Origin of the sequence: Stenotrophomonas sp. ZAC14D2_NAIMI4_7 (assembly GCF_003086675.1) — a bacterium.
GTDB lineage: Bacteria > Pseudomonadota > Gammaproteobacteria > Xanthomonadales > Xanthomonadaceae > Stenotrophomonas.
This window is the reverse complement of record NZ_CP025995.1, coordinates 4,207,493-4,232,652: the sequence shown is the minus strand read 5'-3', so window position 1 is coordinate 4,232,652 and position 25,160 is coordinate 4,207,493. Positions and strand designations below refer to the sequence as shown.

The following is a 25,160-nucleotide window of genomic DNA, read 5'->3' as shown; positions in this document are numbered from 1 at the left end:
GGTCCGCGCATTTCTCCTTATCCCCGCGCCTTCGGCGCGCCGCCTTGAACAACAAGGGGGCTCCTCGCCTGAGACGTGGGAGCGCTCGCCGGGCAGGGCCGGGCGCTGCGGCATGTGTGCCAACCAAGGTTGGCACCTACCGGACAGGTGTGCCGGCCCGGCGAAAATGAAAACCCGTTCATCTTTCCTACTTTGCCGATTCCGGTTGTTGGTGTGAATTTGGCATCATTGGGGCATTGATCCGATTCCGAGGCATGACGCCATGAAGCGTTCCCGCACCACCGCGCTGCTGTTGATGAGCGCTGCACCCCTGCTGTTCACCGCCTGCCAGAAGGATGAACAGGTGCAGGTGCAGGAAGGCCTGTACACCTCGGTGGAGGCCTGCACCGAGGCCACCGGCGACCCGTCGTCGTGCCGCAATGCCTTTGCCGAAGCGCAGCAGAAGGCGGCCGATGCGGCGCCCAAGTACGCCAGCAAGGAAGCCTGCGAGCAGGACTACAAGCCGGAACAGTGCGTGCAGCAGCACACCTCGGCCGGTACGTCGTTCATCGGCCCGATGATGATGGGCTTCTTCATGTCGCAGATGCTGAGCAACCGCGGCGGCCTGGCCCCGCAGGCGCCGGCGTCGGCACCGGCCTACCAGGACAAGAACGCCGGCTGGGCGCGCCCGGCACCGGGCGGCACCGGTGGCATGAACACCGCCAGCGGCATCGGCGCCGGCAAGGCCGGCCTGGCCCCGGTGACCAGCGAACCGAACCGCGCCGTGACCGCCAGCCGCAGTGGCTTTGGCAGCACCAGCGCGCGCCGCAGCGGCAGCAGCTTCGGCGGCTGATCGATCCATGCAGCGTATCCAGATTGCCGAGCGCGCCCATTGGCGGGCGCGCGCGGAGGAAGCCGGTTTCCGCTTCCACACCATCGACGGCCAGCCGTATTGGGATGAGCGTGCGTACTACGCCTTCACCCTGCGCCAGATCGAAGTGGACATCGAAGACCCCAGCGCCGAGCTGCACCAGATGGCGCTGGACCTCGTTGGCGATGTGATCGCCAGTGAGCGCCTGATGGACCAGCTGGCCATTCCGGCGCACTACCGCGACTGGATCGCCGAGAGCTGGCGCCAGCGCCAGCCGCACCTGTACGGGCGCCTGGACCTGGCCTACGACGGCACCGGCCCAGCCAAGCTGTACGAACTGAACTACGACACGCCCACCTCGCTGTTCGAGGCCAGCTTCTTCCAGTGGCAGTGGTTGGAAGACCAGCGCAACGCCGGCCGCCTGCCGCAGCACGCCGACCAGTTCAATGGCATGCACGAGGCACTGGTCGAGCGTTTCGGCGCGCTGGCCGGGCAGTTGCCGCCGCCGTTGTTCTTCAGCGCGGTGGGCAGTTCCGAAGAAGACCGCGGCACGGTCGATTACCTGCGCGATTGCGCGTCGCAGGCCGGTCTGCATGGCCAGGCCATCGCCATCGAGGATATCGGCCTGTCCGAGGACGGTCGCTTCACCGCGCTGGATGACACGGTGATCGGCACGCTGTTCAAGCTGTACCCGCTGGAAGACCTGATGGCCGAGGAATTCGGCCGCGCGTTGCCCGGTTCGGGCATCCAGCTGCTGGAACCGGCGTGGAAGGCGGTGCTGAGCAACAAGGGCATCCTGCCGCTGCTGTGGCAGCGCAACGTGGGCCACCCGAACCTGCTGGAGGCGCATTTCGACGATGGCAGCGCGCTGGCCTCGGGCTGGGTGCGCAAGCCGCTGTTCTCGCGCGAAGGCGCCAACATCGAAATGCACCTGGCCGATGGCAGCACCCAGCGCAGCGACGGCCCGTACGAAGGGCCGGCGATCATCCAGCGTGCACATCCGCTTACCCGTTTCGACGGCGGTTATCCGCTGATCGGCAGCTGGGTGATCGGCGACCACGCCTGCGGCATCGGCATCCGCGAGGATGACAGCGCGATTACCCGCGACAGTGCGCGCTTCGTGCCGCATGCGATCGTGGACGAGGCGCCCACGCGGATCTACGTCTGATGGCAGTGCGGCGCAACCGCGATCTGCGGCCGGCGCCGCTGCCCGGCCGCCACCTGGACGATGGCCACGGCCTGTGGCGGTATGCAGACCGCGTGGCCGTGCGCTGCCATCGCTGCGATACCCCGGGCTGGGTGGTGGGGCGGTCTGCAGCAGCGCGTTTCCGATGCCTGGGCTGCAGCCTGGCGCTGGACGGTGGCAGCGGCAATGCCGGCGCCTGCACCTGTGGTCGCTGCAGCGCGGGCGATTGGGTTGGGCCGGTGCGCTACAGCGGGCATCGCGCCTGCGGCCACTGTGGGCACAAGTGGGTGAGCGCCGCGCTGTATCGCGCGCGTGCTGCAGCGCTGGTGCGCACCTTGATGGGGGATTGCGGCCAGTGCGGGCGCAGCAGTGAAGTGCCGGTGACCTTGTCCCGGGTGCGTGCGCACGAGGCCATCGACCCGCATCTGGGGCTGCCGCTGCGGTTGGTGGAAAAGACAGCTGCCGGGGTGCTGTGGGCGTACAACGCAGCCCACCTGCAGGCCTTGCATGAATTTGCCGTGGCGCCGCTGCGCGAACGCGCGGGCGTGGCCAATGCGTCGATGTTTTCACGCCTTCCGCAGTGGATGAAGCTGGCCCGTAACCGGGTGCTGCTGCAGCGCGCGGTGGAGCGGTTGCAACGGCGATTGTTGCAGGGGTGATGGCAAGCTTGGTCGGCGCTGTAGGTTTTGTGCCAACCAAGGTTGGCACCTACCGGGGCGCTACCGAGGGGTTTTGTGCCAACCTGGGCTGGCACCTGCCAGAGCGGTGTGGCGATTACAGCAGGCCTTCGCGCTTCACCGACAGATAGCGTTCGACCAAGGCGGCGGGCAGGGCGTCGGCGGTGACGTCCAGCACCATTACTTTTTCGGCGCGCAGGGCGTCGTGGGCCTGCGCGCGCTGCTGCAGGTACAGCGCGGTGGCCCCGGCCTGGGCGGCTTCTTCCAGCGTGTTCACTTCGCCCTCCAGCACCGCTTCCAGCTCGCGTTCGCGCAGGCTGGCCACGCACACCAGGTGGCGGCGCTGCAGCAGGCGCACTGCGGCCAGCAGGTCTTCGATATCTTCGTCGCGCACGTTGCTGACCAGCATCACCAGTGCGCGCCGCTGCTGGCGCAGCGATACCTCGGTGGCGGCGGCCAGGTAGTCGGTGGCCACCGGCTGCGGCTGCAGGTCGTAGCTGGCGCGCAGCAGGTGCTGCACCGTGCCCATGCCACGCTGCGGGGCCACCCAGCGGCGCTCGCCGCCGGCGGCGAACAGGCCCACCGCATCGCCCTGGCGCAGGGCCAGGTAGGCCACCACCAGCGATGCATTCAAGGCATGGTCGAAATGCGAAAGCCCGCCCTCGCTGGCCAGCATGCGCCGGCCGCTGTCGAGCATCAGCAGCAGCTGCTGGTTCTTCTCGTCCTGGTATTCGCGCGAGATCAGCTTGCGCGCGCGCGCAGTGGCCTTCCAGTCCAGCTGGCGGAGGCTGTCACCGGTGCGGTACTCGCGCATCTGGTGGAAATCGGTGCCTTCGCCACGGCGGCGCTTCACGTGTGCGCCCACCAGCCGCGAGGCCTGGTCGGCACTGAACAGGGCGAAGCGGGTGAGCGGCACGAAGTTCGGGTAGACCCGCACCTCCAGCGCCGGCGGCAGCGTGCGCTGCTGCCACCACAGCCGCCACGGTGAACGCAGGCGCAGGTGCACGCCATCGAAGCGGTAGCGCCCGCGCTGCGGCGGCTGCACGTGGTAGTGCAGGGTGCTGGCATGTCCAGCGCGAAGCTGCAGCCGCTGCGGCAGGTCTTCCACGGGCCAGCCGCCAGGCGCCAGATCGAACACCTGCACGAACTGCGCGCGCGCGGCCTGCAGGCGCAGGCCCACCTGCCGGCGCACGCCCAGCGCCAGCGCTTCGGGCACCTGCCGTTGCACCTGCGGCGACGGCTGCCGGGCCACCCGCCAGGCATCCAGCAGGGCCAGCAGCAACACCGCCAGCCCCATCGCGGCCCAGCTCCAGCGCGGCAGCAGGCCGCCCAGCACCGTGCCGCCCAGCGCAGCCCAGGCCAGCAGCACAGCCAGCAGCAGCGGCGCAGGCCTCATCGGCGCGGCGCTTCCACCTTGGCCAGCAGGGCGCCCAGCACGTCGTCCGGGCCCTGGCCTTCAATCTGCAGTTCCGGAGCCAGCGCAATGCGATGGCGCAGGGCAGGGCGTGCGATGTCGCGCACATCGTCGGGGGTGACAAAATCGCGCCCGGCCAGCACCGCCTGCGCGCGTGCGGCACGCACCAGGGCAATGCTGCCGCGCGGGCCCGCGCCAACCGCGATACCCGGCCAGGACCGGCTGGCGGCGACGATGCGCACGGCGTAATCAATCACTTCATCGTCCACGGTGATTGCCGCCGTGGCCTGCTGCAGCGCCAGCAGTTCGCCGGCGCCAAGCACGCGCGGCACCTGGCTCAGGTCGAAATCGCTGGCGGCACGGCCGTGGGTGATCGCCGCCACCATGCGCTTCTCATCGTCCAGCTGCGGGTAGTCGATCAGCACCTTCAGCAGGAAACGATCCAGCTGCGCTTCCGGCAGCGGGTAGGTGCCTTCCTGTTCCAGCGGGTTCTGCGTGGCCAGCGCCATGAACGGCGGCGCCAGGGTGAACGCCTTGCCTTCGATGGTCACCTGGCCTTCCTGCATCACTTCCAGCAGGGCCGACTGGGTCTTGGCCGGCGCACGATTGATTTCGTCGGCCAGCAGCAGGTTGGTGAACACCGGGCCGCGACGGATCCGGAAGCTTTCGCTCTTCGGGTCGTACACCGCGTGGCCGCTCACATCGCTGGGCATCAGGTCCGGGGTGAACTGCACGCGCCCGTAATCCAGTTCCAGCGCCTGTGCCAGAGCGCGCACCAGCAGGGTCTTGCCCAGGCCGGGCACGCCTTCGATCAGCACATGGCCGCCGGCCAGCAGGGCCACCAGGATCTGGTCCAGCACATCGCTCTGGCCGATGAAGGCGCGGCCTACCGCTTCTCGAATGGCATCGACGCGTTCAATCAGGCGGGCGGCAGCGGCGGACGGAAGCTCAGGGGCATCGGTCATAGCAGGGATCTCATCTGGAGCAGCAAGCGGATGCGCTCGCGCAGGGCGGAAGAATCGTTGGCGGCAGGCACGGTCATCGCGCTGGCCACGCGCGTGACCGGCCAGTGCAGCAGTTCGGCAATGGCATGATCGCGCGCGCTGCCGTCCAGCGCAGCGGCCACCGGCGCGCGCAGGCGCAGCCGGTGCAGGAACAGCGCCTGCACCGCGCGGTACAGGTGTGGCCCCTGGCCGAAGCGCAGCAGCAGTTCGCCGCTGGCGCGCACGTGTTCCAGCAGCGAGCGGCGTGCCACCACCGGCGAAGGTTGCGCACTGCCCAGGCGCTGCGAGCGCGCCCACAGCCAGCCCAGGATCGCCAGCAGCAGCGGCACCCACACCGGCCAGCCCTGCAGCACGATGCGTGCGAACAGCGTGGGCGGGCGCTTGCCGTAGACCAGCCAGACCGTGCCACGGCCATAGTTCGGGTCCAGCAGGTAGCGGGTCAGGTCGCGGTGGGACAGGTCATGCAGGCCATCGCGCAGGCGTTCGCCGGCATTCAGCACGCGCCTTTCGGTGACAGTGCCTGCGCCGGTGCCGCGCATGAATTCCATGTCGGCCAGCACATCGATGCGGCCTTTGCCGTGACGCAGGCGCGCGAACACCAGGTCGCCGTCGTTGCCCCAGCGCCGTTCGGCGGTGGCGGCGGCGCGGAAGCCCAGCGAGAAACGGCGGCCTTTGCAGAACTCCACGTGGTCGGGATCATCGGCCACGTGGAAACGCTGGCATCGGCTGTCGTGGAACAGGCTGTCCACGCCGATGCGGTCCAGCAGCGGACCCTGCGTGGTGCTGGTGGTGTCCTTGCGCCGGGCGGTGGCCGGTGGCGGCGTGCGCAGCAGCAGATGACCGCCCTGTTCCACCCAGTCCAGCAGGGCCTGCGCGGTATGCGGCGCCAGATCGCGGGTGTCCTGCAGCAGCACCAGGGTATCGCCCGGGGCCAGCGGCATGTCGCGCAGCTGCAGTTGCTGCCGTGTCTGTACCTGCAGGCCGTCGGCACGCAGCGCCTGGCCCAGCACGTACAGCGGGTTGAAACTGGCCTCGCCCTGCGGCGGCAGCACCAGGGTCTGGCTCACCTTCTCGTGGGTGCGCAGGAACAGGATCGTCAGCGGCACGCCGAGCACGATCAGCGCGCCGAGCAACAGCGACCAGAACAGGCGCGGCTTCATGCCTGCCACCGGAACTGCTGCTGCAGCGCAGCCGACAGTGCGTCGAAATCACTGCGGGCGGGCAGGCGACCGCCGTAGGCGGCGAACTGCCACATGCGCACGATGCGCGCGAACAGCTCGCGGTCACCAGCTTCGGGCATGCGCCGCGAGGCGCGCAGGCACTGCGCTTCGGTGGCGCCGGGCGGCAGCACCACGCCGCTGCGGTCCACCACGGTGCCCACGCTGGCGCGATACAACAGGGCCAGCGCCTGCCGCGGGCGGCCGTCGTCCCACAGCCGTGCGGCCTGGGTGGCCACGTCCGGCGGCAGGATGTCAGGCAGCACGATGCTGTCTTCGCGGATGGCCGGTGCCGATGCACCCTTGCGCCGACCGCTGCCGCGCAGCCACGGCAGCCACAGCCGCGCGGTCAGCAGCAGCACCAGCACCAGCAATCCCAGGCCACCCCACAGGCCCCACTCGGCCACGCGCGCCACCCAGCGGCGTGCATCCTGGCGGGCCTTGCGCGCGCGCTCAGCGTCGGTGTCCGGCTGCAGTTCCTTCTTTTCCTTCTTTTCCGCGTCGTCGCGGTCGATCGGCTGCCACTGGCTGACCTCGCGCAGCGGCCGCTGCAGCGGATCTTCGTAGGCGCGGTTCACCGCCTGGCGGAAGCCGGCGGTGTCCACCGGCGCATCGCCGAAGATCACCGCCGGGGTGTTGGCCGGATCCTGTGCGGCGCTGGGGCGCTTGCGGGTGGGCTTTTCGCTCTGCTCGGCCGCGGCCGTGGCCGGGCGGTCATCGCTGTCCTGCGCGTGGGCCGGTGCCAGCGGCAACGCCAGGCACAGCAGCAGCACCAGCGACGACGCGGCCGGCAGCAGGCGCTCACGCAGCCGGCGCAGGGCCATTTCCACGTCCCAGGCTTCCATTTCCGTGCGCCGGTTCAGATACAGCCCGAAGCCGGCACCGACGTACAGTGGGCCGATCAGCGCCGAGGCCAGCCAGCACAGCAGGTTGAATACCAGCAGCGCCCACGCCGGTGGCGCCACGCGCAGCATCTCCAGCGCCGCTCGCCACGAGTCGGGCAGCAGATCCAGCGGAATGAACAGGAATGCCGAGGCGATCGCGCCCACCACCAGCACCAGTTCGAAGCCCAGGCACAGGCAGCACAGGATCAGGGCCGCGCCGCCCGCGCCGGACACCACTGCGCGTCGCCGCGGCCCGCGCTGTTCCGGTGCATTGCCTTCCAGCAGGTTCACCGGCAGGCACAGGCTGCGCAGCCCACTGAAACGGCGCCAGCCCAGGTAACCCCAGAAGCCGCTGTTGCCCCAGTGCCGCTGCGCACGCAGCGCCGCACGCGGCGCCACCTGTTCGCCGAATATGCCGCGCGAGAGCACGTACAGCGGCGCGCGCTCGAACAGCGGTTTGCACCACCACATCAGCAGCCAGGCCCAACCGAACGCATCCAGCCACCAGGCCAGTGCATTGAACAGCACGAACAGCGGTGCGCTGGCCAGCAGCCAGCTGCCCCACACGCTGCGTGCATGGCGGCGGGCCAGGGCCATGCCCAGTTCCATCGCCTCCCAACTGCTGCGGGCGCGCAGGGCGACGTTCAGATGTTCAATCCGCACGACTGCCCCCACGCCCACCGCGCCACAGCCACAGCAGCACGCCGGCCCACAACACGCCGGCCACGCTGAACTTCAGCCAGGCCGGAATATCGGCAATGGACGACCAGAACGCCTCGACGAAGGCGGCCAGCAGCAGCATGAAGGCCACTCCCAAGCAAAGACGTGCGCCGATGCGACCGCCTTCCACCAGCGCGTCCACGCGGCGCTGCCGGCCAGGTGCGAGCAGGCGCATGCCCAGCTGCAGGCCCGCACCGCCGGCAATCACGATGGCGGTCAGCTCGAAGGCGGCATGCCCGACCACGAAGCGCCAGAACGGATCGCCATGGCCGATCTGCTGCAGGTGGCCAGCTACCGCACCGATGGTGACCCCGTTGAACAGCAGCACCAGCAGCGTGCCCAGTCCGGCCAGCAGGCCGCTGGCGAAGGTGCGCAGGGCAATGCCGATGTTGTTCAGGATGTAGTAGCCGAACATCATCCAGTCCGTGCCGCTGTCGCGGCCCAGGCGGTCGGCCGAGGGGTCGTACATGCGTTCCATGCTGGCAATCTGCGCGTTGTCCATCAGCAGGTACACGCTGTCCGGGTGCCACTGCACCAGCACGAAGCAGGCGATGGCCGGCACCGCGAACATGGCCAGTGCCGCCCACATGCTGCGCGCCTGGCTGCGGACCAGCAGCGGGAAGTCGGCTACCAGGAATTCCAGCGCACGCCGCCAGCGCGTGGGCGGCGTGCGGTACAGCACGTCGTGGCCCTGCTGCATCAGCCCCTGCAGGCGCTGCACCAGCTGCGGGCTGTAGCCGCGTTCGCGGGCCAGGGCCAGTTGCTGGCACAGCCGCCGGTAGCGCTGGGCGAAGGCGGTGTCGCCGGGGTCTGCACTGCCCACGGCAGCGCGGCGCCGGCGCAGCAGACCCGCGCGCTGCTGCAGCCACTGTTCCAGCGCATGCCATTCCTGCTGGTGGCGGGCGACGAACTGTTCCTGCTTCATCGCCGGCCCAGCAGCCAGTTGGCCATGGCGTACAGGCGCAGCACACCCACCTGGCCGTTGGCGCCGGTAAGCGGCTGGGCCAAGCCGGCCAGTTCCTGCTGGCGGGCCGGCGACAGCCGCGGCGCGCGTTCGGCGAAGGCCATCACGGCGGTCTGTTCTTCCGGCCGCAGCGGCTGCGCCGGGGCCAGCACGCTGTCGATGGTGACCGGCGGCGGCAGGTAGAACGGCGGCGCGTGCACCACCACGGTGCCGGCCACCAGATCACCCAAGCGCCGCCCATGCGGATCGAAGAGGCAGCTGACCAGGCCCAGCGAGTACGCGAAGGGCAGCATGTCCACGGTGCGCAGCAGGTTGCGGGTGACCGCGCCGGCCCAGCCCAGCGGCGCGCCATCGCGCATCACCACGCGCAGGCCCAGCGCACGCTTGCCGGGGGTACGGCCCCACAGCGCTTCGCAGACGATGGGGTAGGCCCACAACAGCAGGAACATGATGGCCAGATAGATGCCGCGGCCGAACTCTTCCAGCAGCGCCAGCGGAATGGCCAGCACGAAGCCGGTGCCCACGCGGATGCCCAGGTCGATCAGCCAGGCCAGCGCGCGCGGCATCGGCCCGGCGGCCGGCAACTGCAGCAGCACGCCTTCGGGCGTGACCACCTCGCGGTAGGTATCGAGCATGGGCGCGGCCATCAGGGCGACAGTCGCGGGTGTGGGCGCTGGAGTCCTCTCCGGCGTGCTGCCACGGGCATGGGCGGGGTCTCGACGGTTCCTGGTCGGGCCCCGACTTTAGCAGAGCGTGGTGGCCGGTGAGGGGCTCAGCCCAGGTATTCGTTCTTCAGGCGTACGTAGTGGTCGGCCGAGTAGTGCAGCGATTCGATTTCCTTGTCGCTGAGCGTGCGTGCCGGCCGCGCCGGGTTGCCCACCCACAGTTCGCCTTCGCCCACCACCTTGCCCGGGCCGACCACCGCGCCCGCGCCGACGAAGGCGTGGCGGGCGATCTGCGCGCCGTCCAGGATGCAGGCGCCCATGCCGATCAGGCTGTAATCGCCAATGCTGCAGGCATGGATGATGCAGCCGTGGCCGACGGTCACGCCTTCACCGATCAGGGTGGGGTAGCCGGCCTTGTTGTACGGACTGTGGTGGCTGACATGGATGATGGTGCCGTCCTGCACGTTGGTGCGCCCGCCGATGCGCACGTAGTTCACGTCACCACGGATCACCGTGCCCGGCCAGATCGACACGTCGTCGGCCAGTTCCACATCGCCGATGACGGTGCATGCCGGGTCGATGTACACGCGTTCGCCGAGGACGGGCATCTTGTCGCGGAAAGGGCGCAGCGGGTTCATCGGTGTCTCCAGCATTCGGGGCATTCGCGACGATGATACGCGTGCCGCTGCATCGGTAGCGCCGAGCCATTCCCGGCGGATGTTCGCGTGCCGCTGCGCTCGCCGGGCATGGCCCGGCGCTACCGCCTATGCCGGCGCGTGCGCGGCCAACATCTGCCGGAACATATCGTCCAGCCACGCCGCATCCCCATGCCCTGCGGGCAGTCGTGGGCCTTCGGCGCGCGCAGCCAGTTCCGCATCGATGTAATCGCTGATGGCGGCAATGCGCGGCCCGGCGGCGACTTCGGCGCTGGCGCGCTTCACCACCAGCAGCGCATCGATGGCCTCACGCACCGGGCCGTGCGGCAGCAGCCGGTCCAGCAGGTCCTCGAAGGCCATCGGCGGCGGCGTCTGCTCGTGCTCGATCCATTGGCAGGCCAGCAGCGGGCGCAGTACGTACAGGTACTTCTTGGTGCGCACCGTGTCGCCACGCAGGTAGCCGCGATGGTTGGAACGGGCCATGTTGAAGTAGTGCCACCAGGTGCCCAGCGGCGAGTAGAAGCGTTCGGCGGCCTGCCACAGCTGGGCCACGGCAGCGCCGTCCTGCTGGTAGATGATCGGCGAGCGCAGCCATTCGATCAGGGTCGGGTTGGACTTGGACACCAGCCGCAATGCCTTGCGCAGGTCCCAGCCGCTCACGTCCAGCTCGTCGTCGATGGGCAGTTCGATCACATCGCGCTGCGCCTCACCGGGGCCGGTGGCTTCATTGACGCTCAGGTACCACGGCTGGCGGTGCACGTAGATGAAGCGCGCATCGTAGTCGCTGTCCGGCGACGAGAAGCCCCAGCCGCGGCTACCCGATTCGCAGGCCAGCAGCACGCGCACGCCATGCGTGCGTTCGATGTCGGCCAGGGTGGAAAGGATGGCGGCGCGCTTGTCCGGCGCGATGGGGTGGATGTCGTCCATGCAGAGCAGATTCGTAGAGTCAAGCTTGCTTGACTGTAACGCACGCGTAGCGCATGCATGCGTGTCGACCAAGGTCGACACCTACCAGAGCGGGGGGCGTGTGGATCCAGGTCGGCACGTACCAGGGCGGGCATCGTGTCGACCAAGGTCGACACCTACCAACCTGTTCCGGTAGGTGTCGACCTTGGTCGACACGCAGGCAGGGGCATTACGCCACGCGGCCGCGGCGGGCGCGTTCCAGATGCACCAGCAGCAGCGAGATCGCTGCCGGGGTCATGCCCGGAATACGCTGGGCCTGGCCGATGGTCTGCGGGCGCACGCGTTCGAGCTTCTGCAGCGCTTCGGCCGACAGGCCGCGCACGATCGCGTAGTCGAAATCCTGGGCAATCGGCGTGGCTTCATGCCGCTGCTGGCGCTCGATCTCCTCGCGCTGCCGGTCCAGGTAGCCGGCGTACTTCACGCCGATCTCGACCTGTTCGGCCACCTTGCCATCGGCCACGGCCGGGCCCAGCGACGGCACCTGCATCAACTGTGCGTAGTCCAGCTCCGGGCGCTTGATCAGGTCCAGCACGTTGGTTTCGCGGCTGACCGCCACGCCCAGCGTTTCCTGTACCTCGCGGCCCAGCGCGTTGGCCGGGGTGGCCCACAGCGCGCCCAGTCGCGCGCGCTCGGCGGTGACGGCGGCCTGCTTGGTTTCAAACGCGCTCCAGCGGCGGTCGTCAACCAGGCCCATCTCGCGGCCGACCGGGGTAAGCCGCTGGTCGGCGTTGTCTTCGCGCAGCTGCAGGCGGTATTCGGCGCGGCTGGTGAACATGCGGTACGGCTCGTTGGTGCCGTGGGTGATCAGGTCATCCACCAGCACGCCCAGGTAGGCCTCGTCGCGGCGCGGGCACCAGCCGTCCAGCCCGCGCACCTGGCGCGCGGCGTTCAGGCCGGCCAGCAGACCCTGCGCTGCCGCTTCTTCATACCCGGTGGTGCCGTTGATCTGGCCGGCGAAGAACAGGCCGTTCACCAGCTTGGTTTCCAGCGAGGCCTTCAAGCCGCGCGGGTCGAAGAAGTCGTATTCGATGGCATAACCGGGGCGGGTGATGTGCGCGTTCTGGAAGCCGACGATGCTGCGCACCATCTCCAGCTGCACGTCGAACGGCAGCGAGGTGGAAATGCCGTTGGGGTAGATCTCGACGATGCCCAGGCCTTCGGGTTCCACGAAGATCTGGTGGCTGGCCTTTTCGGCGAAGCGCACCACCTTGTCTTCGATGGACGGGCAGTAGCGCGGGCCGATGCCTTCGATCTGGCCGCTGTACAGCGGCGAGCGGTGCAGCGCGTCGCGGATGATCTGGTGGGTCTGTTCGGTGGTGTGGGTAATCCAGCAGCTGACCTGCTGCGGGTGCTCATCCACCGAGCCGAGGAAGGACATGACCGGCCGCGGCGTGTCGCCGGGCTGTTCGTCCATCACGCTGTAATCGAGCGAACGGCCGTCGATGCGCGGCGGCGTGCCGGTCTTCAGGCGGTCCATCTGGAACGGGCGCTCGCGCAGGCGCGCGGCCAGCGTGGTCGCCGGCGGGTCGCCCATGCGGCCGGCGGCGTACTGGGTAGGGCCGACGTGGATCTTGCCGGCCAGGAAGGTGCCGGCGGTGAGCACCACGGCCTCGGCGTCGAAGCGCAGGCCGGTCTGGGTGATCACCCCGCGCACGGCATCGCCTTCGATGACCAGGTCATCCACGGCCGCCTGGAACACGGTCAGGTTGGCCTGGCCTTCCACGATGGCGCGGATCGCCATGCGGTACAGGTTGCGGTCGGCCTGGCAGCGGGTGGCGCGCACGGCCGGGCCCTTGGAGGCGTTCAGGGTGCGCCACTGGATGCCGGCACGGTCGGCGGCATGGGCCATGGCCCCGCCCAGGGCGTCGATCTCCTTCACCAGGTGGCCCTTGCCGATGCCGCCGATGGCCGGGTTGCAGCTCATCGCGCCCACCGTTTCGATGTTGTGGGTCAGCAGCAGGGTGCGCACGCCGGTACGGGCCGCGGCCAGCGCGGCCTCGGTGCCGGCGTGGCCGCCGCCAATGACGATGACGTCGTAACGATGGAAGGACGGGTTCATAGGGGGCAGGTCAGCAAAGGGAGCGGGCGCGCCGGGGGCGGCCAAGGTGGCGATTTTAGCGCCAATCGGCCGGGGGCGACGGGCGCGCCAGCGGGCTGGGGTGAAATCAACCCTAAAGTTGGCAGGAAAGTTGCAGATAACCCGATAGCACCCATCGTGGCTGGCGCTCAGGCGTTGGTGACCGGAATTGGAACAGGGGCCGGTACAGGCGCACGATGGGGAAGCAGGGGGCCGGTGGTCGGGGGACTGCCGGCCCCGTTTTTTTTTCAGCCACAGCCCCGCAGCAGACGCATTGAAAGACAAACGGCCCCGCAGTGCGGGGCCGTTTGTCTTGCAGAGGTGCCGACATCCGACAGGGCCGGAACAGGGGGGATCCAGATGTTCCTGTCGGATATCGACGTAGAGCGTTTGGTCACGGCCCTAACGTTTTTGTCACATTGTGACGCGGGCCGTCACCACCTGCGTAGAGTGAGGCTTGAACCGGGGGAAATGCAAGATGGTTCAGGGCTCAACTGTGCGCTGCGTCCCACGATCGAGATTGCGCCAGGGGGAACCGTTCATCCTGGGTGCGGCCGGACGCGGCGGCGGACCGGCCGGACGCGCCGGGCGGGCTGCCGGTGCCGGACGCTGGACCGCCTGCGGCGGGCGCTGCATCGAATCCAGGTTGCGCCAGGGCGAGCCGCCGTTGTTCTGGCGGGGCGGCCGCGGCGGACGGTTCTCACCGCCATTGCCCGGGCGCGGCGGCGGGCGATGGTTGTGCGGCGGGCGGTAGATCGGCCGCGAGTAGTACGGGTTGCCATAGCCGTAATAGCCATAGCCGCCGTAGTACGGGTAGCCCGAATCGTAGGGATAGCCGTAGGGATAGCGGTACTCCGTCGAGGGCGCACCGTGGTAGTAGCCACCACCGCGGCCACCGCCAACGTAATCGTAGGTAGCGCAGCCGGTCAGGGCCAACATCAGGCCACCGGCAAGCAACAAGCGCAGTTTCATGTGGAGTCCCCCCAAGGACGGGTGTAGTGCCAGCTTCGGGCGCGCGCGTTGAATCGCCCCTTAATCCCGCCGGCCAGAATGAATGGCGGTGAAGGGCAGCATGCTGGCACGGCAGCCAGCATCGCCGCCAGCGCGGGGGCTTACGTTAACCTTGCGTCATGAGCGATTCACTGTTGCCTACCCCCGCCGATGTACTGGCCGCCGCAGCGCGCATCGCGCCGCATGCCCATGTGACCCCGGTGCTGCGTTCGCACGCGCTGGATGCGCTGGCCGGGGCATCGTTGGCGTTCAAGGCCGAACACCTGCAGCGCGGCGGCGCCTTTAAGTTCCGTGGGGCGTGCAATGCGGTGTGGTCGCTGCCGGAAGACCGGGCGGCGGCGGGCGTGGTGACCCATTCGTCGGGCAACCACGGTGCCGCGCTGGCCTTGGCAGCGCGCACCCGCGGCATTCCCTGCCACGTGGTGGTGCCCGAGGGCGCGGTGGCGGCCAAGCTGGCCAACATCGCCCGCCACGGCGCCACGCTGTGGCGCTGCCCGCCCACCATTGCCGACCGCGAGGCCACCTGCGCGCAGGTGCAGGCTGATACCGGCGCGACCCTGGTGCACCCGTATGCCGACCCACCCGTGATGGCCGGGCAGGGCACCGCGGCGCTGGAACTGCTGCACAGCGATGGCCCGTTCGATGTGCTGGTGGTGCCGGTGGGCGGCGGTGGCTTGGCCTGCGGCACCGCGCTGGCCCTGCAGCAGGCCAGCCCGCTCACCCGCCTGGTGCTGGCCGAGCCGGCCGGCGCCGACGACACCGCGCGCTCGCTGGCCGCCGGCACCCGCCAGGGGCCGTTCACGCCGGACACGTTCTGCGACGGCCTGCGCACCCTGGTCGGGGTGCCCAACTTCGCCCTGCTGCAGGCCGCCGGCGCCGAGGTCATCGTGGTGGATGATGCCGCCACGCTGGCCGCCATGCGCCTGCTGTGGGAGGTGCTGAAGCAGGTGGTCGAACCTTCTTCGGCCACGGTGCTGGCCGCGGTGCTGGCGCAGCCGCAGCGGTTTGCCGGCCTGCGCGTGGGCCTGGTGCTGTCCGGTGGCAACGTGGATCTGCCGGCACTGCGCTGGGAGGCGGCGTGAGCCGCGGCCGGCACCGTGCCCGCACCGGCCTGCTGGGCTGGCTGTGGCGGCTGTTCGTGCTGGTGGTGGTGTGGTTGCTGGGCGTGACGGCGTGGATCGTCTGGGTGGGCGAGCGCGACCAGGCCGCCAAGGCCGACGCGATCATCGTGCTGGGTGCTGCGGCGTACGACGCCAAGCCGTCGCCGGTGTTCGAAGAGCGCATCCGCCATGGCCTGGATCTGTACCAGGCCGGGTACGCGCCGTTGCTGATCTTCACCGGTGGCTATGGTGGCAGCGGTGCGCGCTTTTCCGAATCACAGGTGGCGCGCCGTTATGCACTGAAGCATGGCGTGCCCGATGACGCGATCCTGATTGAAACCGCTTCGCGCAACACCGTGCAGAACCTGGTGGAAGCCAAGCGCCTGATGGAGCAGCGGCACCTGCAGCGGGTCATCATTGTCAGCGACCCGCTGCACATGGCCCGCGCGCTGCGCCTGAGCCAGGCGATGGGGATTGAAGCGCTGGCATCGTCCACGCCCAGCACGCGCTTCCGCAGCTTCCATACCAGCTGGCGTTTCCTGCTGCAGGAAATCTACTTCTTCCACCGCGACCTGGTGCGCCCGCCGTTGAGTTCGCCGGGTAATACCTGACGGGTTGCCGCCCGCTACCGGTGGGTGCCGACCTTGGTCGGCACGATGTCGGCCGCATCGCGATCTGATCGGTTGTGCCAACCAAGGTTGGCACCTACCAAAGCGGGATGCAGGTCGGCTCGGTAGGTGCCGACCTTGGTCGGCACGATGATGGCCGCATTGCGATCTGACCGGTTGTGCCAACCAAGGTTGGCACCTACCAAAGCGGGATGCAGGTCGGCACGATGTTGGCCGCGTCGCGATCTGATCGGTTGTGCCAACCAAAGTTGGCACCTACCAGAGCGGGATGCAGGTCGGCACGATGTTGGCCGAAGCGCGATCTGATCGGTTGTGCCAACCAAGGTTGGCACCTGCCAGAGCAGGCCGCGGGTGATCGTCAGGGCTGCTTGCGCCGGATCGGGATGGCCGACACCGGTACCGAGGCGATGTCGTGGCCGCCTTCGCGGATCGGTGCGCCGGGGTCTGGTGCCCAGGCGTGGGCGTAGATGACTTCCCAGCTGCTGGGCAGCTTGCCATCGGCGCGGCGCAGGGGTTCGTAGGCCGCCGCGGCGGCGGCGAAACGGCCGCGTCCGGTCAGGGTATGGCGGCGGTCCACGCGGGCGTTGGTCGCGCCCATCGCGCGCAGCTCGCGCATCAGCGCGGGCAGGTCGTCGTAGGTCAGGGTGAACAGATCGCGGTCCAGCACCGGGTCGCGGAAGCCGGCCATCATCAGCGCATCGCCGAACTGGGCGATCTGCGCGAAGCGGCTCACGTGCGGGCGGTCATCGGCGGCTGCGAACGCTTCGTTGAGCTCGATCAGCGTTTCCGGCCCGAAGGTGGAACACAGCAGCAGACCGCCGGGCTTGAGCACGCGACGGAAACCGGCAAACACCGCCGGCAGGTCGTCCAGCCACTGCAGGCACAGGTTGCTGAAGATCACATCGACGCTGTTGTCGGCCAGCGGCAGCGCGGCGGCATCACCGCACAGGCGCTGGAACGGCTTCCACCAGCCAGCCTGGCGCTTGGCCTGGCCCAGCATCGGCAGCGCCACGTCCAGCGCGATCACCTGCGCCTTCGGCCAGCGCTTCTTCATCAGCGCACTGGCGTGGCCGGTGCCCGAGCCAATGTCCAGCACCACCGCCGGCGTGCGTGCTTCCAGGTAATCCAGCGATTCGATCAGCCGCGACTGCACTTCGCGCTGCAGGGCAGCGGCGGCGTCGTAACTGCTGGCGGCGCGGCCGAAGGCGCGGCGGACGTGGCGGGCATCGAAGTGGGACGGCATTGCGGAAGTCTCTTAGAACGTACCGGAGTAGGCGCCGCCGTCGATCAGCAGGTTCTGCCCGGTGAGGTAACCGGCCTGTGCGCTGCACAGGAAGGCGCAGGCGGCGCCGAATTCGTCCGGCGTGCCGAAGCGGCCGGCGGGGATCTGCTGGCGGCGGCGCTCGGCCACGGCCTGCGCGTCGCCGTCCTGGCCCGCTGCATGGGCGAAGTTGGCGCGCAGGCGGTCGGTGTCGAACTGGCCGGGCAGCAGGTTGTTGAGGGTGACGTTGTGGCCGACCGTGCGCCGGGCCAGGCCGGCGACGAAGCCGGTCAGGCCACTGCGCGCGCCGTTGGACAACGCCAGGGTATCGATTGGCGCCTTCACCGACGAGGAGGTGATGTTGACGATGCGGCCGAAGCCGCGCGCGATCATCGCGTCCACCGTGGCGCGGATCAGCGCGATCGGCGCCAGCATGTTGGCGTCCAGCGCGGCGATCCAGTCGTCGCGTTCAAACGTGCGGAAATCGCCGGGCGGCGGGCCACCGGCGTTGGTCACCAGGATGTCCACCTGCGGGCAGGCGGCCAGCGCCTGGGCGCGGCCGGCGTCGGTGGTCACATCGGCGGCCACCGCGCGCACGTCGCCAGCACCGGGCAGGGCGCGCAGTTCGTGGGCAGCGGTCTGCAGGGCGGCTTCGCCACGGGCCACGATCACCACGTTCACGCCCTCGGCCACCAGCGCACGCGCGCAACCCAGGCCCAGCCCCTTGCTTGCGCCACACACCAGTGCCCAGCGGCCGGAAATACCCAGATCCATACGTCAGCCCTGCATCGTTCGGAAGGCGCTCATTGTCCGCCATCGACCGGTGACAGGCCGGCAACGAAGTGTTGCAGGGCAGCGGCCACCTGATCGGCGTGGCCCAGAAACGGCGCATGGCCGCCGTGGGCGATGGTCAGTGCCTGCGCGCCCGGCGCGAGTGCCGCGGCGGCCTGCATGGCGGCCGGTGACACCAGGCGGTCGCGCTGGCCGGCGATCCACAGGCTGGGTCTGCCCAGCGCCGGCAGGGCGCCACGCAGGTCGGTGCTTTCCAGCAGGCGCAGGCCTTCCAGCAGGGCGCGCTCGGTCGGCGCGCCCCGTTCCACCAGGCGCTGGCGCAGGGTGCGCAGTTCCTCGCGGGCGTGCGCCGAGCCCATCACGTCCAAGGCCAGGAAGCGTTCCAGGGTGCCGGCGAAATCGGTCGCCAGGTCGCGCCCGAACTGCTCGAACACCGCCGGTTCCACCGCATGCGGCCAGTCGTCGCCGCGCACGAAGCGCGGGGTGGCCGCGATCATCGCCAGCCCGCGCACCTTGGGCAGCGTCGCTGCGGCATGCAGGGCGAACAGCCCGCCCAGTGACCAGCCGCACCACACCGCTGGCGGGGTAGCCGCGGCGATCGCGTTCACCACGTAGGGCAGGCGCAGCGGCGTGGTGTCGTCGCGGCTGTGGCCGTGGCCGGGCAGGTCCACCACGTGCAGGGTGAAGTGCCCGGCCAGGCGTTCCAGCAGCGGCGCGAACACGCCGCCCTGCAGGGCCCAGCCATGGATCAGCACCAGGTCCGGCCCGCAGCCGGTGACATCGATATGCATGCGCGGCCCTGCGTGTATCAGGCGATGGCGCGGTCGAACGGCAGCGACGGCGGCAGCGGATCGGGGGCGAGGGCGGCGCGGCCGACCTGGTCGCGCGCGCTGGCGATGGCGTCCACCAGGCCACGCACCTGTTCGGGCGTGTGCAGCGCCGACAGGGTGACGCGCAGCCGCGCCTTGCCTTCGGGCACGGTGGGCGGGCGGATGGCGCCGACCAGCCAGCCGGCCTGTTCCAGCGCCTGCGACATCGCCACGGCGGTGTGGTCGTCGCCGCACAGCAGCGGCTGGATCGGCGTTTCCGAGGCCATCACGTCCAGGCCGTGGCGGCGTGCTTCGCCGCGGAACAGGGCAATCAGATCGGTCAGGCGCTCACGCCGCCAGTGGTCGCGGCGGGCCAGGCGCACCGCTTCCAGCGCGGCGGCGGCCAGGGCCGGCGGCAGCGCGGTGGTGTAGATATAGGGGCGCGCGGTTTCGGCCAGGTGTTCAATCAGGTCGTCGCGGCCCAGCACCAGCGCGCCGGCTCCGCCCAGCGCCTTGCCCAGGGTGACCAGCTGCAACGGCACATCGTCCACGCCCAGGCCGGCGCTGGCCACGGCACCGCGGCCGTCACCCAGCACGCCCACGCCATGCGCATCGTCCACATAGAACAGCGCCTGCTGCAGGCGCGCCACCAGGGACAGCGCTCGCAGCGGCGCGATATCGCCGTCCATGCTGAAGACGCCATCGGTGGCCAGCATGGCCGCGCCGTCGGGGGCGTGCTTGAGCTGGCGCATGGCGCCTTCCGGGTCCAGGTGCGGGTAGCGGCGCAGGCGTGCGCCGGCCAGCCGGGTGGCATCGAGCAGGCTGGCGTGGTTGAGCTTGTCCTGTACGCAGACGTCGTTCTCTTCGCTCAGCAGCGCCTGCTGCACGGCCAGGTTGGCGGCGAACCCGCTGCCGAACAGCAGGGCGCGCGGGTAGCCCAGCCAGTCGGCCACTTCGCGTTCGAGTGCGTCGTGCAGCGCGTGGTGGCCGCAGACCAGATGCGAGGCACCGGCACCGGCGCCCTCACGCGCGGCGGCATCCTGCAGCGCGTTGACCACGCTGAACTGCTGGGCCAGGCCCAGGTAATCGTTGCTGCAGAAGCCGGTCAGCCAGCGCCCGTCAACTTCCAGGCGCACGCCATCGCGGCGCGACACCGTGCGCCGGGGGCGGCGACGGCCTTGGGCATCGCGCAACGCGCGCTGGGCTTGAAGGCGGGCGGACAGGTCGGGGCGGGCCATGGTGGCTACGGGCGACGACGGGGCGGCTAGGGTAGCGCGTTGCCGTCGCGCCCGCTTGTGCCCCGCATCAAGCCGCGCTGGCACGTGCGCAGGCGCCGATGTCGGCATGCACGGTGCCGCCGTGGTCATGGCCGGCCGCGTCCACCTGCAGCGGCATGGGCTGCAGGCCCAGGCGCGCGAACAGGGCCAGGTCGCGTTCGCTTTCCGGGTTGCCGGTGGTCAGCAGTTTTTCACCGTAGAAAATGGAGTTGGCGCCGGCCAGGAAACACAGCGCCTGCAGTTCATCGCTCATGGCCTCGCGGCCGGCCGACAGCCGCACCATGGAACGCGGCATGGCAATGCGGGCCACGGCAATCATGCGCACGAACTCGAACGGGTCCAGTGCCGCGCTGCCGTGCAGCGGTGTACCGGCCACCTGCACCAACTGGTTGATCGGTACCGAATCGGGGTGGGCCGGCAGCGTGGCCAGCGCCAGCAACAGGCCGATGCGCTGCGCACGCGTTTCGCCCATGCCGACAATGCCGCCGCAGCAGGTTTTCAGCCCTGCATCGCGCACGTGGCCCAGCGTATCCAAGCGGTCCTGGTACTGCCGGGTGTGGATGATCGAATCGTAGTAATCCGGCGCGGTGTCCAGATTGTGGTTGTAGTAGTCCAGGCCAGCATCCTTCAACGCGCGCGCCTGTTCGCCGCTGAGCATGCCCAGGGTGGCGCAGGTTTCCAGGCCGAGCGCCTTCACCCCCGCAATCATCGCGGCCACCTTCGGAATGTCGCGGTCCTTCGGCGAGCGCCATGCCGCACCCATGCAGAAGCGCGATGCACCGGCCGCCCTGGCCTGGCGCGCCTTGGCCAGCACCGCGTCGGTGTCCATCAGCTTCTGCGCGCTCACGCCGGTGCTGTAGCGCTGCGCCTGCGGGCAATACGCGCAGTCCTCCGGGCAGCCGCCGGTCTTCACCGACAGCAGGGTGGACACCTGCACCTGCGCTGGATCGAAGTGCGCGCGATGGACGCTGGCGGCACGGAACAGCAGTTCGGGCAGCGGCAGGTCGAACAGCGCCTGCAGTTCGCTGTGCTGCCAGTCGTGGCGGATGGCAGGAGCCATGGCGGGACCTTGGAGGGGCGTGGAACAAGGGCGGCAGTGTGGGTGGCCTGGCGAACACTGTCAACTTCAATCTTTATATGTAGGTTTACAGGCGGAAATGCGCAAAGCCGCTATCGCGGTGTAAGTTCATGGCTGCATACGGAGTCGCGAGCACCTTCCATGGAGAGTTCCCAGACCTACCCGATCCGCCGCGATGCGGTGTTGTGCAGCCTGGCCGAACTGCCGGACGGCGGCCTGCGCGTGGTGCTGGATGATCTGCGCCAGTCCGATCTGCCCGGACACTGGAAGCACCACGTGCTGGTGACCTTCAAGGACTACCCGGCGGGGCAGCTTGATCCGTCGGCGCTGTCGAACGAGGAACTGCAGGCATTCGGCCATTACGTGCTGGTTCGCCTGCTGGCCATCACTGGTTGTCTGCCTGCCGTGGAATGCACTCCCGGACGCGATGCGCCGCTTGCCGGCCCGTAGCGGCCGCAGGCACGGCCGGGCCGCTACACTGGCCCGCCCAGCAACGGACCTGCCATGGATCTGCCGCACTTCCCCTACCACCCTGACCCGATGGCCACTGGCAGCGTGATCGCCGCCGATACGCCGTGCGTGTGCTGTGGGAAGTCGCGTGGCTACGTCTATGCCGGGCCGGTCTACGCCGAAGACGAGTACGAACAGGCGATCTGCCCCTGGTGCATCGCCGATGGGTCGGCGCATGCGCAGCTTGGCGCCTCCTTCACCGATGAAGAAGGTGTGGGCGGCGGCGGTGAATGGGACGAGGTGGACGAGACGATCATCGATGAAGTGGTGCAGCGCACGCCGGGCTTCAATGGCTGGCAGCAGGAGCAGTGGTGGACACACTGCGGCGATGCCGCGCAGTTCATCGGTCGCGCCGGTCGCGCCGAGCTGGAAGCGCAGGGTGCGGCTGCCTTGGCCGCGATCCAGGACAGCACTGGTCTGGACGATGGCCCGCAGTGGCAGCACTTCCTGGCGGCCCTGGACAAGGACGGATCCCCCACGGCCTACCTGTTCCGCTGCCGGCGCTGCGGCGAAGTGGGCGGCTACCAGGACTGCGACTGACAGGAGCCACACGTACATGCAGGGCCAGGCGTTTCTTCAGCGGTTGCTGGGTGCATGAGGCGGCCGCAGCGCCGGCATGCCGACGCGCAGCGCGTCTGAATCCTCCATGTAACCCAGGCCGGCCTTCGCCAGCAGGGTGATTGCCTGGCCTTGGCGGCGGGCCATGTCCTGCACCGATTCGCCACTGGAATCGTTGCGCCACACCGTCCACAGCGCGCCCAGGCGGTCGTCGATACGCACCACCGCCGTATGGAACTCGTCAACGTCACCGCCAAAGACCCTGGCCGGGCACAGCAGGATCGCGCCTTCATTCTCTGCGGGAAGCCTCTGCCGCGGTTCACCTTCCAGGCAGTTCGGAAGCACGCGGCCGCCATGGGCCTGCAGCGCCTGTAGATCGACCAGGGTGAACCGCGCAGGTACCGCGCGGGCCGTGGCATTGGTGCCGTCCAGGCAGGCCGCCCGCGCCCAGGGGCGTGCAAGCCGCTGGCAGCGCGCTGCGGAATCGGGGCTTTCAATTGACAGCGCGGGGCTGCTTACCGCTACCTCGGCCGAGTCGAAGCGGATCGGCGCCTTGCTCTGCAGGCTGCGACGCTGCAGCGCCGCCCGAAGCCTGTTGTCCTTCAGGCTGTCGCCACGCGGGCCCAGAGAGAAGTGGCTGCCGCGCTCGCGGTAACCCTGCAGGGCGGCGATGGGCAGCTCAAGGGTGTGTTGGCCAATCTCGATGCGCACCTCCGTGGCCAGCGTCTGCACGTCGGTTTCTTCGCCACGGGTCTGGCAACTGGCCGTCAGCACGATGGCTGCCAGCCACAGAAGGTGTCGGCGCTTGCGCAGGCGCTGCGGCCGCTGTGATGCAACGGCCGCAGAAGACCTGATGAGAGTGCGAGGGGGCATGTGCGCGGCTACCGCTGGGGAGTGGAATGCAGCATGCCGGTGCTGGATGGTGCCATTGTGGGGCGGATGTGAAGTGGTGATGGAGTGCTTCGGCGTTTGCCGACAGGCGACGCCGATCTGCAATCGTCCCTGGCGCAGCGGCGCCCTACCAGGGTAGGGGCGCCTGCAGGGTGTTGCCCACTTACACCTGGGCCATGCCACCGTCTACGAACAACTCAACGCCGTTGATGAAGCTGGCCGCATCCGAGGACAGGAAGGCCACGGCATTGGCCACTTCCTGCGGCTCGCCCAGGCGCGCCAGCGGCACCTGCGCTGCCAGGTGATCGAACAGGCCCTGGCGGGCGTCATCCGGCACCAGATCACCCAGGCCAGGGGTGCGGATCGGGCCCGGGCTGACCACGTTCACGCGGATCCTGCGGTCCTTCAGGTCCAGCGACCACGAGCGGGCGAAGTTCCGCACCGCCGCCTTGCTGGCGCTGTACACGCTGAAGTTGGCGGTGCCCTGGATCGACACGGTCGAACCGGTCAGCACGATCGAGGCGCCATCGACCAGCAGCGGCAGCGCCTTCTGCACGGTGAACAGCACGCCGCGCACGTTGGTGGCGAAGATGCGGTCGAAGTGTTCTTCGGTGATCGCCCCCAGCGGCAGCATGTCACCGCCGCCGGCATTGGCGAACAGGATGTCCAGGCGGCCGGCCTGGCGGGCGATCTGCGCGTAGACCGCGTCCAGGTCGCTCGGCTGCGAGGCGTCGGCACGGATGCCGCTGGCCTGCGCACCGATGCTGGCCACGGCCGCATCCAGTTCCGGCTGGCGGCGGCCGGTGATGTAGACCGTTGCGCCCAGCCGGGCCAGGTGCTGGGCGGTGGCCAGGCCGATGCCGGTGGTGCCGCCGGTGACCAGGGCGATCTTGCCGTTGAAATCAGTGTTCATGGTGTTCTCCTGTAAGGGCTGCCGGGGAGGGAGGTGGCAGCGGGTGGGAGAATGATGGGCGGCCCCGGCTGGGCGATAAACCATGCACAATGACAATCACTGTGCATGTGTGTGCATAATCGACCGCATGAACCAGCTCAACGCCATCCATGCCTTCGCCCGTGTGGTCGAGACCGGCAGCTTCACCCGCGCCGCCGATTCACTGGACATGCCCACCACTTCGCTGAGCAAACTGGTACGCGAGCTGGAGGCGCACCTGGGGGTGCGGCTGCTGCAGCGGACCACGCGCCGGGTGGCGGTGACCGCCGAAGGCCAGACTTACTACGAGAAGGCCGGTCGCCTGCTGCGCGACCTGCAGGATGTCGATGCCTCGTTCAGTGCGGCACGCGGAGCGCCGCGCGGCGTGCTGCGAGTGGACATCGGTGGTTCCACCGCGCGGGACGTGCTGATTCCGCTGCTGCCGGCGTTCATGGCGCGCTACCCGGACATCCGCATCGAGCTGGGCGTGTCCGACCGCACGGTGAATCTGATCGGCGAGAACGTGGATTGTGTGATCCGCGGCGGTGCGCTGGATGACTCATCGCTGGTCGCACGGCACCTCGGTGATGCGCGCCTGATCACCTGCGCCAGCCCGGCCTATCTGAAGGCGCATGGGGTGCCGGCGTATCCGGAAGAACTGCGCAATGGGCACCGCTTGATCAGCTATCTGCTGCCGTCGAACGGGCGCGCCGTGCCGTTCCGCTTCCGGGGCCCCGACGGTGCCTTCGAGATCAAGGCCGAGCACCGCCTGGGCATCAACGAAAGCAATGGCCATCTGGCCGCCGCGGTGGCGGGCCTGGGCCTGGTGCAGACCTTCGGTTATGCCGCCAGCGCCGCACTGCACAGCAAGGCGCTGGTGGAGGTGCTGCAGCCGTGGCGGCCGGCGTCGTATCCGTTTCACGTGGTGTACCCCGACAACCGCCATGTCAGCCCGCGGCTGCGGGTGTTCATCGATTGGCTGGTGGAGGTGATGCCGCCGTTGCTGGGGGTCTAGCGACCCACCATGTGGGCA

At 69.2% G+C, this 25,160-nt stretch carries 25 protein-coding genes; 8 read left to right on the top strand and 17 right to left on the bottom strand.

Features of this window, described 5'->3' with window-relative positions; genetic code table 11:
• The first annotated feature begins 262 nt into the window (after positions 1-262).
• From C1922_RS19265 to C1922_RS19255, 3 genes are read left to right on the top strand one after another with little or no spacing between them, the layout of a single operon-like run.
• Positions 263-832 (top strand): DUF1190 domain-containing protein, encoded by a 570-nt coding sequence (locus C1922_RS19265; protein WP_108751249.1) that lies wholly within the window; start codon positions 263-265, stop codon positions 830-832.
• Between the two features lie 7 nt (positions 833-839).
• Entirely contained in the window at positions 840-2,018 is a 1,179-nt protein-coding gene (locus tag C1922_RS19260) for a glutathionylspermidine synthase family protein (protein ID WP_108751248.1), read from the top strand.
• On the top strand, positions 2,018-2,695 hold the full coding sequence (locus tag C1922_RS19255) for a hypothetical protein (protein WP_108751247.1): 678 nt from the start codon (positions 2,018-2,020) through the stop codon (positions 2,693-2,695). The genes C1922_RS19260 and C1922_RS19255 overlap by 1 nt, the downstream gene beginning before the upstream one ends.
• Before the next feature lie 115 nt (positions 2,696-2,810).
• On the opposite strand, the gene C1922_RS19250 is transcribed toward C1922_RS19255, so the two are convergent.
• The 10 genes from C1922_RS19250 to C1922_RS19205 all read right to left on the bottom strand — a co-directional run bounded on the left by C1922_RS19250 (position 2,811) and on the right by C1922_RS19205 (position 14,252).
• Positions 2,811-4,109, bottom strand: a complete 1,299-nt coding sequence (locus C1922_RS19250; protein ID WP_108751246.1) for a DUF58 domain-containing protein — start codon at positions 4,107-4,109, stop codon at positions 2,811-2,813.
• Positions 4,106-5,092: a MoxR family ATPase gene (locus C1922_RS19245; protein WP_108751245.1), complete on the bottom strand. Its 987-nt coding sequence runs from the start codon at positions 5,090-5,092 to the stop codon at positions 4,106-4,108. Before C1922_RS19245 ends, C1922_RS19250 begins: the two co-directional genes overlap by 4 nt.
• The gene (locus C1922_RS19240) at positions 5,089-6,291 is read right to left on the bottom strand and encodes a DUF4350 domain-containing protein (RefSeq protein ID WP_108751244.1); all 1,203 of its coding nucleotides are present in this window, start codon (positions 6,289-6,291) and stop codon (positions 5,089-5,091) included. Before C1922_RS19240 ends, C1922_RS19245 begins: the two co-directional genes overlap by 4 nt.
• The gene (locus C1922_RS19235; RefSeq protein WP_108751660.1) at positions 6,288-7,895 is read right to left on the bottom strand and encodes a DUF4129 domain-containing protein; all 1,608 of its coding nucleotides are present in this window, start codon (positions 7,893-7,895) and stop codon (positions 6,288-6,290) included. Before C1922_RS19235 ends, C1922_RS19240 begins: the two co-directional genes overlap by 4 nt.
• The gene (locus tag C1922_RS19230) at positions 7,885-8,877 is read right to left on the bottom strand and encodes a stage II sporulation protein M (RefSeq protein WP_108751243.1); all 993 of its coding nucleotides are present in this window, start codon (positions 8,875-8,877) and stop codon (positions 7,885-7,887) included. Before C1922_RS19230 ends, C1922_RS19235 begins: the two co-directional genes overlap by 11 nt.
• Positions 8,874-9,563: an RDD family protein gene (locus C1922_RS19225; protein WP_108751242.1), complete on the bottom strand. Its 690-nt coding sequence runs from the start codon at positions 9,561-9,563 to the stop codon at positions 8,874-8,876. The genes C1922_RS19230 and C1922_RS19225 overlap by 4 nt, the downstream gene beginning before the upstream one ends.
• Before the next feature lie 125 nt (positions 9,564-9,688).
• A complete protein-coding gene (locus C1922_RS19220) occupies positions 9,689-10,219 on the bottom strand; it encodes a gamma carbonic anhydrase family protein (RefSeq protein WP_108751241.1) in 531 nt (176 codons plus the stop codon).
• A gap of 126 nt (positions 10,220-10,345) precedes the next feature.
• Positions 10,346-11,164: a nucleotidyltransferase domain-containing protein gene (locus C1922_RS19215; RefSeq protein WP_108751240.1), complete on the bottom strand. Its 819-nt coding sequence runs from the start codon at positions 11,162-11,164 to the stop codon at positions 10,346-10,348.
• Positions 11,165-11,372: 208 nt separating this feature from the next.
• Positions 11,373-13,262: a tRNA uridine-5-carboxymethylaminomethyl(34) synthesis enzyme MnmG gene (mnmG, locus tag C1922_RS19210; protein WP_108751239.1), complete on the bottom strand. Its 1,890-nt coding sequence runs from the start codon at positions 13,260-13,262 to the stop codon at positions 11,373-11,375.
• 501 nt (positions 13,263-13,763) lie between these two features.
• Positions 13,764-14,252 (bottom strand): hypothetical protein, encoded by a 489-nt coding sequence (locus C1922_RS19205; RefSeq protein WP_108751238.1) that lies wholly within the window; start codon positions 14,250-14,252, stop codon positions 13,764-13,766.
• A 158-nt stretch (positions 14,253-14,410) separates the two neighbouring features.
• Between C1922_RS19205 and C1922_RS19200 the strand changes: the two genes are divergently transcribed.
• Positions 14,411-15,373, top strand: a complete 963-nt coding sequence (locus C1922_RS19200; RefSeq protein ID WP_108751237.1) for a pyridoxal-phosphate dependent enzyme — start codon at positions 14,411-14,413, stop codon at positions 15,371-15,373.
• A complete protein-coding gene (locus C1922_RS19195) occupies positions 15,358-16,002 on the top strand; it encodes a YdcF family protein (protein WP_164275080.1) in 645 nt (214 codons plus the stop codon). Before C1922_RS19200 ends, C1922_RS19195 begins: the two co-directional genes overlap by 16 nt.
• A gap of 376 nt (positions 16,003-16,378) precedes the next feature.
• Here the strand turns inward: C1922_RS19195 and bioC are convergent, their stop codons facing one another.
• The 5 genes from bioC to bioB form a co-directional block, all read right to left on the bottom strand.
• Positions 16,379-17,263 carry a malonyl-ACP O-methyltransferase BioC gene (gene bioC / locus C1922_RS19185; RefSeq protein ID WP_108751234.1) on the bottom strand — a complete coding sequence of 295 codons (885 nt, stop codon included), beginning with the start codon at positions 17,261-17,263 and terminating at the stop codon, positions 16,379-16,381.
• Between the two features lie 12 nt (positions 17,264-17,275).
• Positions 17,276-18,055 (bottom strand): SDR family oxidoreductase, encoded by a 780-nt coding sequence (locus C1922_RS19180; protein ID WP_108751233.1) that lies wholly within the window; start codon positions 18,053-18,055, stop codon positions 17,276-17,278.
• Between the two features lie 29 nt (positions 18,056-18,084).
• Entirely contained in the window at positions 18,085-18,864 is a 780-nt protein-coding gene (bioH, locus tag C1922_RS19175) for a pimeloyl-ACP methyl ester esterase BioH (protein ID WP_108751232.1), read from the bottom strand.
• A gap of 17 nt (positions 18,865-18,881) precedes the next feature.
• Positions 18,882-20,120: an 8-amino-7-oxononanoate synthase gene (gene bioF / locus C1922_RS19170; RefSeq protein WP_108751231.1), complete on the bottom strand. Its 1,239-nt coding sequence runs from the start codon at positions 20,118-20,120 to the stop codon at positions 18,882-18,884.
• 67 nt (positions 20,121-20,187) lie between these two features.
• On the bottom strand, positions 20,188-21,219 hold the full coding sequence (gene bioB / locus C1922_RS19165; RefSeq protein WP_108751230.1) for a biotin synthase BioB: 1,032 nt from the start codon (positions 21,217-21,219) through the stop codon (positions 20,188-20,190).
• Between the two features lie 159 nt (positions 21,220-21,378).
• On the opposite strand from bioB, the gene C1922_RS19160 reads away from it, so the two are divergent.
• Entirely contained in the window at positions 21,379-21,687 is a 309-nt protein-coding gene (locus tag C1922_RS19160) for a hypothetical protein (protein ID WP_108751229.1), read from the top strand.
• Between the two features lie 54 nt (positions 21,688-21,741).
• On the top strand, positions 21,742-22,287 hold the full coding sequence (locus tag C1922_RS19155; protein ID WP_108751228.1) for a CbrC family protein: 546 nt from the start codon (positions 21,742-21,744) through the stop codon (positions 22,285-22,287).
• A 36-nt stretch (positions 22,288-22,323) separates the two neighbouring features.
• Here C1922_RS19155 and C1922_RS19150 read toward each other — a convergent pair whose 3' ends face one another.
• Complete coding sequence (locus C1922_RS19150; protein WP_159092043.1) at positions 22,324-23,178, bottom strand: hypothetical protein; 855 nt, start codon at positions 23,176-23,178, stop codon at positions 22,324-22,326.
• A gap of 181 nt (positions 23,179-23,359) precedes the next feature.
• Entirely contained in the window at positions 23,360-24,109 is a 750-nt protein-coding gene (locus tag C1922_RS19145; protein WP_108751226.1) for an SDR family oxidoreductase, read from the bottom strand.
• A gap of 127 nt (positions 24,110-24,236) precedes the next feature.
• Here C1922_RS19145 and C1922_RS19140 point away from each other — a divergent pair, with 127 nt between their 5' ends.
• Entirely contained in the window at positions 24,237-25,142 is a 906-nt protein-coding gene (locus C1922_RS19140; protein WP_108751225.1) for a LysR family transcriptional regulator, read from the top strand.
• The last annotated feature ends 18 nt before the right edge of the window (positions 25,143-25,160 follow it).

Coding starts and splice junctions, on each gene's coding strand:
- C1922_RS19155 (WP_108751228.1), top strand. CDS start 21,742: ATGGATCTGCCGCACTTCCCCTACCACCCTGACCCGATGGCCACTGGC.
- C1922_RS19230 (WP_108751243.1), bottom strand. CDS start 8,877: ATGAAGCAGGAACAGTTCGTCGCCCGCCACCAGCAGGAATGGCATGCG.
- C1922_RS19245 (WP_108751245.1), bottom strand. CDS start 5,092: ATGACCGATGCCCCTGAGCTTCCGTCCGCCGCTGCCGCCCGCCTGATT.
- C1922_RS19180 (WP_108751233.1), bottom strand. CDS start 18,055: ATGGATCTGGGTATTTCCGGCCGCTGGGCACTGGTGTGTGGCGCAAGC.
- C1922_RS19150 (WP_159092043.1), bottom strand. CDS start 23,178: ATGCCCCCTCGCACTCTCATCAGGTCTTCTGCGGCCGTTGCATCACAG.
- bioB (WP_108751230.1), bottom strand. CDS start 21,219: ATGGCTCCTGCCATCCGCCACGACTGGCAGCACAGCGAACTGCAGGCG.
- C1922_RS19260 (WP_108751248.1), top strand. CDS start 840: ATGCAGCGTATCCAGATTGCCGAGCGCGCCCATTGGCGGGCGCGCGCG.
- bioC (WP_108751234.1), bottom strand. CDS start 17,263: ATGCCGTCCCACTTCGATGCCCGCCACGTCCGCCGCGCCTTCGGCCGC.
- C1922_RS19255 (WP_108751247.1), top strand. CDS start 2,018: ATGGCAGTGCGGCGCAACCGCGATCTGCGGCCGGCGCCGCTGCCCGGC.
- mnmG (WP_108751239.1), bottom strand. CDS start 13,262: ATGAACCCGTCCTTCCATCGTTACGACGTCATCGTCATTGGCGGCGGC.
- bioH (WP_108751232.1), bottom strand. CDS start 18,864: ATGCATATCGATGTCACCGGCTGCGGGCCGGACCTGGTGCTGATCCAT.
- bioF (WP_108751231.1), bottom strand. CDS start 20,120: ATGGCCCGCCCCGACCTGTCCGCCCGCCTTCAAGCCCAGCGCGCGTTG.
- C1922_RS19240 (WP_108751244.1), bottom strand. CDS start 6,291: ATGAAGCCGCGCCTGTTCTGGTCGCTGTTGCTCGGCGCGCTGATCGTG.
- C1922_RS19250 (WP_108751246.1), bottom strand. CDS start 4,109: ATGAGGCCTGCGCCGCTGCTGCTGGCTGTGCTGCTGGCCTGGGCTGCG.
- C1922_RS19205 (WP_108751238.1), bottom strand. CDS start 14,252: ATGAAACTGCGCTTGTTGCTTGCCGGTGGCCTGATGTTGGCCCTGACC.
- C1922_RS19225 (WP_108751242.1), bottom strand. CDS start 9,563: ATGGCCGCGCCCATGCTCGATACCTACCGCGAGGTGGTCACGCCCGAA.
- C1922_RS19215 (WP_108751240.1), bottom strand. CDS start 11,164: ATGGACGACATCCACCCCATCGCGCCGGACAAGCGCGCCGCCATCCTT.
- C1922_RS19160 (WP_108751229.1), top strand. CDS start 21,379: ATGGAGAGTTCCCAGACCTACCCGATCCGCCGCGATGCGGTGTTGTGC.
- C1922_RS19145 (WP_108751226.1), bottom strand. CDS start 24,109: ATGAACACTGATTTCAACGGCAAGATCGCCCTGGTCACCGGCGGCACC.
- C1922_RS19220 (WP_108751241.1), bottom strand. CDS start 10,219: ATGAACCCGCTGCGCCCTTTCCGCGACAAGATGCCCGTCCTCGGCGAA.
- C1922_RS19200 (WP_108751237.1), top strand. CDS start 14,411: ATGAGCGATTCACTGTTGCCTACCCCCGCCGATGTACTGGCCGCCGCA.
- C1922_RS19265 (WP_108751249.1), top strand. CDS start 263: ATGAAGCGTTCCCGCACCACCGCGCTGCTGTTGATGAGCGCTGCACCC.
- C1922_RS19140 (WP_108751225.1), top strand. CDS start 24,237: ATGAACCAGCTCAACGCCATCCATGCCTTCGCCCGTGTGGTCGAGACC.